A 12,041-nucleotide genomic window follows, 5' to 3' on the forward strand; every position below is an offset into this window, starting at 1 on the left:
AACTCTTAAAAGCAGACTTATACCAGCTCGCCCTGTCAACCAGAAAGACAGGCTGCCCTTCACACGACTTTAAAACAACCAGAATGAAATCCCTGGCAACCCACCAGTTTCTAACAGTCGTAATCCAGACTGCTAAAACTTCCTTGCTCTCAACGTCAATTGCAGCCCAGAGGTATCTTTTCTTCCCGTTGATTTTTATTACTGTTTCGTCAACTGCGATGAAGTTTCGCTGTTTTTTGACTGCGAGGATTTTTGGCTTGTAAACTGCTTCTGCGAGTTTTTGGACTGCCTCCCAGACTGTTACGTGACTGATTTTGAGTATTCTGGCGGTTTGCCGGTAACTGAGGCCTCGCAGGTATAATTCTACTCCCCTGATTTTCTTTTCTGGTGGGATTTTGTTGCGACGAAAGGGTTTTAAGGCTGAAACCACCCAGTAAATAATGGTTTCAGACTTCATGTTCCCCCTTCTTTTTCTAAAGTACTGCCAGTAACTTAAACCTGACACCCCACAGCTTATCCTAACAGTATCCACCTCGACACCCATTAGCTTTTTTAACCCTTTTTTAAGGCCATTCTCATTCCTTACTATTCCAGCATATTTCCAGAGAATTTCTCTAACACTATCTATATCGCCCAATTCTTGGGTAGTGTCTCTAACGTCATTGGGATGTTCGACTTTAGGATTGTCTCTCATTATCGTTCTAGCAACTTCTAAACCGCTTACCACGCATTCTAGGAGGGAATTGCTTGCCAACCTGTTTGCTCCATGGAACCCATTATCCGCTGCTTCTCCAATTGCATAGAGATTTTTGATGCTTGTTCGGTAATAGAGGTCAACTTTCAAACCTCCTATAGAATAATGGGCAATTGGAGTTACTGGAATTAGATCTTTTTCAGGGTTGATTTTCTCTTTGATCAGGAACGAATAAATCTGGGGGAACTTTTCTTTGAACCCTTTAACTCCTGTTGCGTCCAGATAAACTCTTTTTCCTCCCTGCATCTGTTTGTAGATCGCCCTCGCAACGACATCTCTTGGTTCAAGTTCATTAACAAACCTTTCTCCCTCCTCGTTGATTAGCTTAGCCCCCGCTCCCCGTACAGCTTCACTTATAAGTTTAACCTCTTTTCCGATGAAACCTGTGGGATGAAACTGTACGAACTCTAAATTACTTGTTAAGGCACTTTTCATTAGGGCGTCTCCTGTTAGAATCCCTAGGTTTAATGGGGAGCCTGCTGTAAATTTATATAATGCTGTGTATCCTCCAGTAGCCAATATTATGGCATCAAACTTTAGGAGCTCTCCATTGAGGAAAACACCATAGCATTTTTCGTCTTTTATTGCCAGCGAAGATGCAAAACCCTTTATGAAGTGGACACCGAACTCTTTAGCCCTTAAATAAAGGAGCTTTGTCACATGCTTTCCAGTTTCATTTTTGATTGTGAATACCCTTGGAAAGGAGTGTCCCCCTTCGATTTCATTGTCTTCAAAGCTTAAACCGAGAGAAAGTAAAAAATCATAAGCCTCAGTAGATTTTGAAATCACACTCCATACAGCTTCTTCGTTATTTAAATAACGTCCGGCTTTGACGGTATCTACAACGTGGGATCTGATGGAGTCTCCCTCCAGAATGGGAAAGGCTGTTCCTGCCTGAGCAAGATATGAATTTGTTTCCTTTATCCCTTCTCCAATGATAACTACTTCAAAACCCTTTTTAGCCAATGAAATTGCAGCAGTTAATCCTGCTATTCCCTCTCCAATTATCCCCAGCCTTCTCATTTGATTACCCGAACAATTGTTCGGTAAGTATCTTTTAAGCCTTTTGTTGGAAATGAAGATGGTTATTTTTGTTTAAACACCTAATTCTTCAGTACAAGGTAGTTACGGGAGTTATTTTCTTATTAAATCTCGTTTTAAAATTGAAAAAATGAGTTTTCATTGTTTATATCTATCAAAAAGTGCAAAAAGGGAGAACTTACTCTCCCAGGACATTTGCAAGTGAATTGTAGATATTTTGGGCTTTACTTAGGTTTAGTTTGATTAATTCTTCTTTTCCGTTTGTGAATGTGATATCTCTCCCCGTTACTTCCCCTATCACGGCAAATTCCTTGAACAATTCTTCCACTTTTTCAAGGTTCTCCTTTTCAAAGCTCACTACGAAGCGTCCGTGACTCTCTGAAAAGAGCACTTCCAGAGGGGAGAGTTTTCCTTCTACCGGAACCTTTGTTACATCTGCTTCAAATCCTTTATTTCCAGCAATGGCCATTTCTATGAGTGCAACGGCTAGGCCGCCCCTGCTTACGTCATGAACGGCCTTCACCAACCCGAGCTCTATTGCCTTTAAAATGCTTTCAACATTTTTCTTTTCTCTCTCTAGCTCAACTCTTGGGGTTATTCCTCCTTTCAATCCCAAAACTCTGTAGAGTTCACTCCCACCAAGTTCCTTCTTTGTCACCCCTACAACGGCTATGAGGTCTCCTTCATCTTTGAAGTCCATCGTCATGAGGCTCTCAAGCCTCACTTTTCCGAGACCAGCGACAACTGGCGTTGGTTTTATAGGCCTGTTTCCTACCTCATTGTAAAAGCTAACGTTCCCGCTCACGTAAGCTAGGTTAAACGCTCTCGCCGCATCGGCAAGCCCTTTAATGGTCTCAATGAAGCTCCAGTAAACTTCGGGTCTCTCCGGAGAGGCAAAGTTCAGGTTATCCCCCAAAGCCAAGGGTTTTGCTCCAACGCTTGCCAAGTTTCTAACGACTTCGGCAACAGCACCCATTGCTCCGTGATATGGGTTCAGGTAGCTGTAGGACGGATTTCCATCGCTAACAAAAGCCAGCCCGCATTCATCGTTTATTTTTAGCACCGCCGCGTCCTTTCCGGGCTTTAGAACTGTCCTTCCTTGAACCTCATGATCGTACTGCTGCCATATCCACTCCTTGCTTACTATGTTCGGGCTTGATAGAACTTTGAAGAAAGCCTCTTTGAGTCCTATTTCCGGCGTCTCGACGTCTCTCTCAATGTTGTAGGGCTTTGCTTCCCATTCTATCGTTGGCACTTCTGTGAGGAGGTCTATGGGCAGGTCGGCGACCTTTTCACTATTCCAGTAGACGATATACCTAGGCTCTTCTATGATCTCACCGACAACAGTCCACTCAAGCTCATACTTCTCAAAAATCTTTGTTATCTCTTTCAGATCTTCTTTCCTAACGGCGAAGAGCATTCTTTCCTGGCTCTCGGAAATCATAACCTCCGTTGGAGTCATGTTTGGCTCTCTTTGGGGCACTCTGTCCGCGTAGATTATTGCTCCAAACCCCTTCTTTCCGGCCATCTCCGAGGAGGCACAGGTTAAACCTCCGCCGCCCAAATCTTTAAGAGCTTTGATTTTACCCCTCTTCACAGCTTCAATGGTTGCCTCGATTAAGAGTTTCTCCGTAAACGGGTCAGGAATTTGAACGGCTGAGCGGTCTTCCTCTTCCGCGTTCTCGCTTAACTCTTCGCTCGCAAATGTTACGCCGTGAATTCCATCTCTTCCCGTTTTGTTGCCAACTAAAACCAACAAAAGGCCGCTTTCCTCAACGTAGCTGTGGATTAACTCACTGGGGTGCATCATGCCAATACAGGCAACGTTAACGAGTGTATAGCCGTCAAGGCTCTCATCGAATTCGGTTTCTCCACCGACGGTTGGAACGCCTATTCTATTTCCATAATCAGCTATACCCTTGACCACGTATTCAAACAGATAGCGGTTGCGTTCCTTCTCCAAGGGTCCAAAACGGATTGGGTCAAGGAGAGCTATGGGTCTTGCTCCCATGCAGAGAATATCCCTCACAATCCCCCCAACGCCTGTGGCCGCCCCGCCGTATGGCTCAACAGCGCTTGGATGATTGTGGCTCTCTATTCCAACAACTATCGCCGTGTTTTCATCGAATTTTACAACACCCGCATCCTCTCCCGGGCCTAAAATAACGTGCTCGTTTTCAGTGGGCAAAAGTTTGAGCCACTTTCTGCTTGATTTGTATGATGCATGCTCGCTCCACATTATCTCAAGCATTGCTTTCTCAATTTCATTTGGTTCCCTACCAAGCTTTTCACGGATGATCTTTTCTTCGTGAGGAAACATCTTGACACCTCCTTTATTACCAGAAAAATGTAAAAATTTGGAGTTTTTAAGGTTTATTTATACATAAAAATGTTAAAAACTCTCTGCGAGAATTTTCTGATTTAAAGGATTATATCACAGAAAAAAGAAAAAGCCTACTAAGACATCAAATGAAGTAGGGATTAAATTATCAGGAGATTGAGAAAACTTTTTTCATGCTTTCTTTAACTTCCTTAATTTTATGGGGTTTTAATACGCCGAGTCTCTTTTTAACCATTTGCTTTTCAATGGTGAAAACTACATAAGGCTTTATCACGCTTTGGTAAAGTGGTTGAGTTCCTGCATATCTATTAACGTCGGAATCAGAGAGCAAAACGTTGTACTCTTTAAAACCACTTGGTAGGTTTGAGGTTATTTGAACAGTTATAATGCTGTTGCTGATTTTGTTAAGAACATTATTGGAGACTATCAAAACCGGTCGTAGCTTCTTTTTGCGAAGATTTGTGAATGGAAACTCGAGAAGGATTATTTCCCACTGTTGAAGGTTTCTTTTAGGCTTTATCTGGTTCATAGTCAATTCCTCCGTATTCGTCCCACTGTGCATCAGCCTCGCTCTCCCAGTCTTCTGCAAGAATTGGCTCCATAGCTTTTAGCATGTTTCTGATGTATTCCCTTTCATCGGCTTGGAGATACTTCTTTTTCAGGAGGAATTCTCTGAGTGCATCTTTGATGATCTCACTTTTGTTAGAATAAATTCCGGCTTCAATAAGTTTTTCCATTTCTTTTGCAAGAGCGGGAGGTATTCTTGCAGATACCTTAACCGTTGTAGCCATTTGTCTCACCATTTTATCTATTTGTCGGACAAATTTAAAAAGATTTATCTTATGTGTACAAAATTGCATAAAGTACAAAGGCTGTAAAAATGCTCACGCTTGAGGACTTAGGAATAGGAAGGTAAAGGAAAATTTAGGCGTTTTAGGGACTCAGTCCTAAAGATCACCTCTTAGCATATTCTACCATGCTCTTGAAGATCCTCAACCCGTCCTCGCTCCCCAGCCATTTATCACTCGCTCTCTCCGGGTGGGGCATCATGCCGAGAACGTTGCCCTTTTCATTGCTTATTCCTGCTATGTTCAAGAGAGAGCCGTTGGGGTTTGCATCTTCCGTTATCTCTCCTTTCTCGTCGCTGTACTGGAAGGTTATTCTTATGCTATCTAAGCTCTCGGAGTAGTAATTCCCTTCAGCATGTGCTATTGGCATTCTAATGACCTCTCCCTCTTTGTAAAATTGAGTAAAAGCTGTTTGGGTGTCGCTAACTTTAAGGTAAACCCACTTGCATAGGAAGCTTGGAATCTTATTTGGTCTCAATGCTCCCGGCAGAAGAGCTGACTCCGTTAAGATTTGAAAGCCGTTGCAAATGCCTAAAACGGGTTTGCCTTCATTAGCAAGAGCTTTAACTTCCTCCATTACCTCTGCCCTTGCACTTATTGCGCCAGCTCTCAAATAATCGGCATAGCTGAATCCACCGGGCAAAACAACACCATCAAAGTCTTTGAGGCTTTGCTTGTACCAGACTCTCTCCGCTTTTCCACCAGCTTTTTTAATTGCTTCAACAGTCTCAAAATCGCAGTTTGTCCCTGGGAATACTATGACAGCGAACTTTGGCATTTCACTCACCTAAAGGCTCGATTTGATACTCATAAGTGTGGATAACTGGGTTTGCAAGCAGGCGTTTGCACATCTCCTCGACATCTTTCTCTGGAGCTTCGCTTTCAAAAATGAACTCGAAATATTTTGGAACCTTCAGCTCTTCAACTTTATAGCCTAAGTTTTTGAGCGCCTTTCCAATAACCCTCCCTTCAGGATCGTTAAGACCTTTTTTTAAGCGGATTACAACCTTAGCTTTCCATTTCATGAGCATCACCTTATCAAAAAAATGTAAAAATTTAGGGTTTTTAAGGTTTATTTATGCATAAAAATGTTAATTAAAACTTTTTTCACCACTCTCATAAAAAGTGATTGTAGTAAAGCCATGAAATCGCAACAATAGATCAATCTTCACTAAGATATCAATCCCGTATCTAGGACATAATATGTCATTGCCAAGAATATGACTTAAACTGTTGTGTTAAATGCCTAGACTCCCATAATTTTAAAAACTAGCCCAAAGACATGCTTTGATTTATATCCCCTAAGATACTCTTGAGTTCTCAACGAGCGTTCTATACAGGGAGCATCTTTCGTAGAGTTCCTCATGTTTGCCAGAGTCAAGGATCTTCCCCTTATTTAAAACAAATATCTTATCAGCATTTTTTAGAGCGGTTAAACGATGCGATATTATAATTAAAGTCGAGTCCTTTAAAAACTCTCGAATCTTTTCGAGGACTTGAGCTTCATTTTGAACATCAAGACTGTTTGTGGCCTCATCAAGTATCAAAACCTCCGGTTTTCTTAAAAGTGCCCTTGCCAGTGCTATTTTTTGTTTTTGTCCTTCAGAAAGAGCTTTACTAGTTATATAATCATCAAGTTCGGCAAAATCTATTCCTACAATCTTGAGAACATGAATAACTTCGTCCTCTTGATACACTTCGTCAAGCATCAAATTCTCCTTTAAAGTTCCATCAAAAATCCAGTCTTTAGATGGTAGGTAATATATCCTCTTTCTTAAAGACCTAAGACTATAAACCCGGTAATCTTTCCCATTTATTAAAATGTGGCCAGTCTCTGGCTCACGTAACCTGATTAAAGTTAATGCCAGGGTTGTTTTTCCAGAACCTATGGGTCCAACGATTCCAATTGTTTCGTTCTTTTTGAGTTCTAGAGTCACATTACTTAAAATGCCAACACTTACATTTTTACATTCAATGCTTTTGACCGATTTTAACTCATGCCCCTTATCAAGGTCTTCTTTTTCAATGTTTACTATCTCCTTATAGCGCTCTACGTAAGGGATAAGTGCATTGAGATATGTGAATGAATTAGCCAGATTAGTAAGAGGTTCATAGAATTGCGGTAAATAGTTCGTGAAAGCTACGATTGCTCCCACTGAGGCGAGTCCTTTTGTTGCCAGCCAACCACCAACAAGCAACATTATCAGTCGAGCTATACTGCTTGTGTAATAGTACGATTTCTGGAAGAATATCCTTACCCGCAGGAATCTTGTCATATTCTTTAACCACTCTGAAAGACTCATGGAGAATCTCTCTTCAAAATATTCGTACTTATCCAAACGTTTAATAAAGAAAAGATTATCAATGCTTGTTTTGGTAACAGCAACTACTTTTGACAATGATTCTCTTTCTCGTTTTGAATACTCAATGGATTTTCCTGATGCTTTCTTATAGATAGCATAGTTTATTGGGATTATTAAGACAGCTACAAGAAGCATTGTTGGAGATAATGAATATAGGGTAAACGTTGCTACTGCAATATTAATCAACTGAACACTTAATCCAGGGATTAAACCTGCTAATCCCAGACTGAGCTCTGGTAAGTCCGAAACGAATCTCGCTATTACATCTCCACTGCTTATTTTTCCTAGTTTTGCCCTATGAATAGAGAAAACCAAATCTTGAGAAAATATTTTTAAAGCTTTGATTCCCAATCTCTGGAGCATGAACTCCCCATAAAAACTTCCTAAGTAGCTTAAAAATGTGAGAACCAGCAGAGCTAATCCAATTTTTGAGATTGTTGAAAATTCCTGTAATGATACAAGAGAATCTATAAAATTCTTCATGAGCATTGCTTGGGCGTATCCGAAAATAGAAAGAATAAGGAAAAGAATTATTGTTATGACTATGTCTCCTTTTAGATTTTTTGAGACTTTTATAGATTCCTCAAGGACATCTCTTATATTTACTGACATATATTAAGCACCTTTTCATAATTTATTTCTGAAATCGTTTGAGACCAAGGATGATACAAGATAAATGTGTCTTTATCTCTATTATCGAGAATGATATCTGCCAACTTAAATGAGGGAACATGATAAGAAAATTGAAGAGAAGAAAATAAGTTAAGTGTTTCCATCACATCACCCCTCCATCTTTTTGTTTAAATGAATCAGGATAATAGTGGATTTCTAATGGTTGGATTTGGTCCTCCACCTCCACATCTGATAGCTTCCCCAGAGCATGCCGTTATTCCAATAAATTTATTTGCCCTAATATAGGTTGTGTTTAATACTTTCAGAATCATCAAACACACCTCCTTATTAGGAATTTATGGCAATGTTATATTTTTGATAGTTGGATTTGGTCCTGTACCTCCGCATATGAGAGCTTCTCCAGAACATGCTGTTATTCCGATAAACTTATTTGCTCTAATATAGGTTGTGTTTAATATTTTTAGAACCATTCTATCCTACCCCCTGTACACATCTGTACAGCTTCAGTATGGCTTCAATAGTACTACTGAACCATCTCCTCCACACCAAATTGCCCTACCAGAACATGCTGTTATCCCAATAAATTTAGAGGCCCTTTCATAGGTGGTCTCTACTACTTTCAACATTTCACACCACCTCCTTTTTATTTTGCCTCATCGTTACATCGGCATATTATTCTAAAGACATATTTATACTTAAAACTTTCGTAAATAAATTTCTAAAAAAAAGTAACTAGCAAAAAGATTCTTTCTCCAAATTCGAAGTCTGTAAATAAGTAAACTCTTGAAAAGTAATCAAGAAATTGTAAATCATGTAACCACATTCTCAAGCTCATCCAGCTCAATGGCACGCTTTATCTCAAGAGCAATTCTCCTTCCGGTGCTCATCTCCTTTCTCCAGAGAGCGTTTCCATATGGATGGCCCATCGCCATGTGGATGTTTGTTCCACCACCGGTTCTTGGGGCGACATCGTAGATGTAGAAGTTGAGGTCTTTATCAACAGCCGTTTGAAGTGTGAAAGGCCCAATGATGCCGGGTGGGTAATATTTCTTGGTGGCCTCAACATAGCGCTCGGCCATGTCGAAGACCTTCTCCAAAAGCGACTCCCTTAGTGTTGAGGATGCATGACCGCAGACGGTGTACTCTGGTTCAAATTGATGCTCGGGTAAGGTCATCTGCTGGGGGGCAGGTAATCTAACATGTCCATCCAAACTTGTCTCAAAGCGCCAGTCTATTCCAAGGAGCTCAATTTCCTCATCAATTGGGGAGTAGAAGAAGTCAAAGTTGAAGACTGGGCCAATGATGTAACGCTCAATCCTTGCTTTGGTTAGATCTTCCTCGGTAATTACGCCAAGCTTCATGAGCTTCTCGGCTTTTTCTCTAAATTCTTTGTAGCTTGCGGCAGTGAAAAATCCCCTTTCAAGTCTCTTCTTTGCATGAGGGAGTTTTACTATCACGAGACCAACATCGTCAATCTCCTCTGGTTTGACGGGCTCAGGATAGGGTAAGCCAGCTTTCTCTAAGAGCCAGTAGTAGCTCTTCTCTTCACTTCTCTCTTCGCTCCTTAATAAGTTTCTGCTTCCAAAGAGAGGTACCAGGAACTCATTCTCCACCCTATCAATTCCTGTATAAACCACAAATGAACGGTTGGGAATAAAGATGACGTTTCTTTTTCTAAGCTCTTCCTGAATATCGATGATTTTACCGAACTTTTCCAGAATAATTACCTCATCGATGAATCCCTTTGTTAGGCCGTCCTTTGTTGTCTTCTCTTTGAAGTACTTTGCGTATGTCTTTTCCCTTCCTTTTTGGGCAACTATCAGCGTTCTAAAGCCTTCCTCTTTGGCACCATCTGCGATGTCAAGGGCGGAGTGGCTACCAATAGCCCCGATTGTGATGTTTTCCTTATCATATCTTTCCAAAATTTCTAAAATCTGCTCTCTCTCAATCATTTAACTCACCCCTGAGCTTTTTCATTATCATAATTCTTTTCTCAATGCTCTCTTGAGTTCCCACATCGGTGCGGTAGAAGATTTCTCCATTAACGTGCTTTATTCCATGAGAAGCTATCTTTTCAGCTTCCTCTAAAGAATCGGCTACTCCCACAATAGCCAGAGCCCTCGAACCGAGCATTGTAAAGCTCTCATCTATTGATGCATAGTAAACTTTAGCCCCTTCTTCTCTGATTTTATCTTCGTTGATTTGAAGTTTAACTCCTTTTATTGGATTAGTGGGGTATCCTTTGGGGGCAACATACTTCACAACTGTTGCTTTTTGCTCGAATTCAGCTTTCTTTAAGTTACCATCGATGATTCCCTCCCCGATCTCCACAAGGGAAGTTTTCAAAATTGGTAGAACATTCATGGCCTCTGGATCACCAAAGCGGGCATTGAACTCTATTATCTTCGGCTCATCGTTTGCAAGCATGAACTGGCCGTAGAGAATGCCTTTGTATGGTGTTCCATTTTTTCTCATAGCATCGATTGTGGCTTTAAGCGTTTCAAGGGCTTTCTCGTAGTCATCCTTTGGGATAAAGGGTAGAAGATGGTTTTCGCACGAATAAGAGCCCATACCGCCGGTTATTGGTCCAACGTCGCCCTCATAGGCATGAGGGTAATCCTGGGCCAGAGGCATTGGAATAACTTTCTTTCCATCGGTGAAAACCTGAAACGTGAATTCAACTCCGTCCGTGCGCTCCTCTATGAGAACCTTTCCATCTTTTTCTATCAGGGCCTTTGCATACTCTTTTGCCTCTTCGTTGTCTTTCAGCTGGTATCCGACGACTTTAACTCCCTTACCACCGGTAAGTCCAAGGGGTTTAACAACTACTGGCTTTCCAAACTCATCAATCCATGCTTTCATCTCTTCAATGTCATCAAAAACCCTGAAGAGTTTTCTTCCGGGGATTTTGTATTTCTCCATCAGTTGCCTCGCAAAGGCCTTATTCGTTTCGAGTTGAGCAGCTTCTTTTGTAGGGCCTACGGTTGGGGTGCCGTTTTCCTCAAGGACGTTCACGATTCCCTTCTCCAAAGGGGCTTCCGGACCGATGAACGCTAAATCCACGCCCCATTTCAGGGCAAAATCGAGGACTTTTTGGACATCGGTCTCTTTTGCAAGCCCATAATCCTTTGCTAATCTCATAATCCCCGGATTCTTATGTTTTGCAACAACATAAAGCTCTGCATCCCTCGAAAGAGCTTCGGCAATTGCATTTTCCCTTCCACCGGCACCAACTAATAAGACGCGCATGATCTTCACCATAAATTTGTTAAAATTTGGTATTTTTAAGCTTTGTTTTAACATAAAAATGGCAAAATTTATAAAGGGAAAAAGTCAGAGAACAATGTGGTGATAGCATGAAGGTGCTCGTTGTGATGGGTACTGACCTCCTCCCCGCCGTGAAGGGTGAGGGATTAAGCTAACCCCTCGCCAAGGGCGGGGAGGTTTGAGGGGTCTCATTCAGAACCCAATTAAAGCGGGTCTTCGACCCCTCTGGCCGGGTCTTCGGCCAATTACCCCTACCTCCCGCAAGAGCAGGAAGGCTCGGGGTTATCGTTCAAATGCTGTCTTGGGGTTTTCAACTATTCAGGAGGGTTTTTGGAGGACGCTTTACAGCGTCATCCTCCCGGGGAGGACACGTTTGAAACCCTCTTCTCATCGGGTTGTTTTTGAGTAACCTTTTCAAGGTTTTATTACAATTCAGAGTTTAAAAAAGTTTCGATCATTTAGGGCGTGTTTATAGTAACCTTTATTAGGGTTTTTGCTGAATTCTTTCAGGTGGTTGTCGTGATCCCCAGATGGGATCACAGACTCAAAGACCCTGAAAGCGTGGCATTCGCAATTCTTGACGTTTTAGCAGACTTCGAATCAGAAGGAAAGCTGAAGAACCTGCCAAAATCCAAAAAATTTCCAGTAAAAACAATACTGGCAATACTCCTCTTTAAACAATACTACAACCTACCCCTCAGAGACGCCCAGCACTACGGCAGAAAAATTCTTCGGAGCAAAACATTCACTACTCAACCCTCCACAACTGGGAGAAAAAGCTGAACCTCGAAGAA

At 41.5% G+C, this 12,041-nt stretch carries 11 protein-coding genes and 1 pseudogene; 1 reads left to right on the forward strand and 11 read right to left on the reverse strand.

Annotated features, from left to right (window positions below; translation table 11 throughout):
- The 11 genes and pseudogenes from THEPK_RS13480 to purD form a co-directional block, all read right to left on the reverse strand.
- Positions 1–457, reverse strand: a 457-nt coding sequence (locus THEPK_RS13480) for an IS6-like element ISPfu1 family transposase (RefSeq protein ID WP_198011327.1), incomplete at its 3' end; no start/stop codon positions are given.
- Positions 458–526: 69 nt separating this feature from the next.
- Positions 527–1,777, reverse strand: a pseudogene (locus THEPK_RS11210) (L-aspartate oxidase); the annotation flags it as partial.
- Positions 1,778–1,973: 196 nt separating this feature from the next.
- Positions 1,974–4,115, reverse strand: a complete 2,142-nt coding sequence (gene purL / locus THEPK_RS11215) for a phosphoribosylformylglycinamidine synthase subunit PurL (RefSeq protein WP_042701987.1) — start codon at positions 4,113–4,115, stop codon at positions 1,974–1,976.
- Between the two features lie 169 nt (positions 4,116–4,284).
- The gene (locus THEPK_RS11220) at positions 4,285–4,665 is read right to left on the reverse strand and encodes a type II toxin-antitoxin system PemK/MazF family toxin (protein WP_042701989.1); all 381 of its coding nucleotides are present in this window, start codon (positions 4,663–4,665) and stop codon (positions 4,285–4,287) included.
- Complete coding sequence (locus THEPK_RS11225; RefSeq protein ID WP_232194584.1) at positions 4,646–4,939, reverse strand: ribbon-helix-helix domain-containing protein; 294 nt, start codon at positions 4,937–4,939, stop codon at positions 4,646–4,648. The genes THEPK_RS11220 and THEPK_RS11225 overlap by 20 nt, the downstream gene beginning before the upstream one ends.
- Positions 4,940–5,090: 151 nt before the next feature.
- Complete coding sequence (gene purQ / locus THEPK_RS11230; protein WP_042701995.1) at positions 5,091–5,762, reverse strand: phosphoribosylformylglycinamidine synthase I; 672 nt, start codon at positions 5,760–5,762, stop codon at positions 5,091–5,093.
- A gap of 1 nt (position 5,763) precedes the next feature.
- Positions 5,764–6,009, reverse strand: coding sequence for a phosphoribosylformylglycinamidine synthase subunit PurS (gene purS, locus THEPK_RS11235; RefSeq protein ID WP_042701998.1), 246 nt, complete (start codon positions 6,007–6,009; stop codon positions 5,764–5,766).
- Positions 6,010–6,285: 276 nt separating this feature from the next.
- A complete protein-coding gene (locus tag THEPK_RS11240) occupies positions 6,286–7,959 on the reverse strand; it encodes an ABC transporter ATP-binding protein (protein ID WP_042702001.1) in 1,674 nt (557 codons plus the stop codon).
- A gap of 197 nt (positions 7,960–8,156) precedes the next feature.
- Positions 8,157–8,291, reverse strand: a complete 135-nt coding sequence (locus tag THEPK_RS13700; RefSeq protein WP_255346974.1) for a hypothetical protein — start codon at positions 8,289–8,291, stop codon at positions 8,157–8,159.
- A 498-nt stretch (positions 8,292–8,789) separates the two neighbouring features.
- Positions 8,790–9,932, reverse strand: a complete 1,143-nt coding sequence (locus THEPK_RS11245; RefSeq protein WP_042702003.1) for a formate--phosphoribosylaminoimidazolecarboxamide ligase family protein — start codon at positions 9,930–9,932, stop codon at positions 8,790–8,792.
- Positions 9,925–11,229: a phosphoribosylamine--glycine ligase gene (purD, locus tag THEPK_RS11250; protein ID WP_042702005.1), complete on the reverse strand. Its 1,305-nt coding sequence runs from the start codon at positions 11,227–11,229 to the stop codon at positions 9,925–9,927. Before purD ends, THEPK_RS11245 begins: the two co-directional genes overlap by 8 nt.
- Positions 11,230–11,712: 483 nt before the next feature.
- Here purD and THEPK_RS11255 point away from each other — a divergent pair, with 483 nt between their 5' ends.
- Complete coding sequence (locus THEPK_RS11255) at positions 11,713–12,030, forward strand: hypothetical protein (protein WP_156882194.1); 318 nt, start codon at positions 11,713–11,715, stop codon at positions 12,028–12,030.
- Positions 12,031–12,041 lie beyond the last annotated feature (11 nt).

Source organism: Thermococcus sp. PK (genome assembly GCF_000430485.1).
In the GTDB taxonomy this organism is placed as follows: domain Archaea; phylum Methanobacteriota_B; class Thermococci; order Thermococcales; family Thermococcaceae; genus Thermococcus_A; species Thermococcus_A bergensis.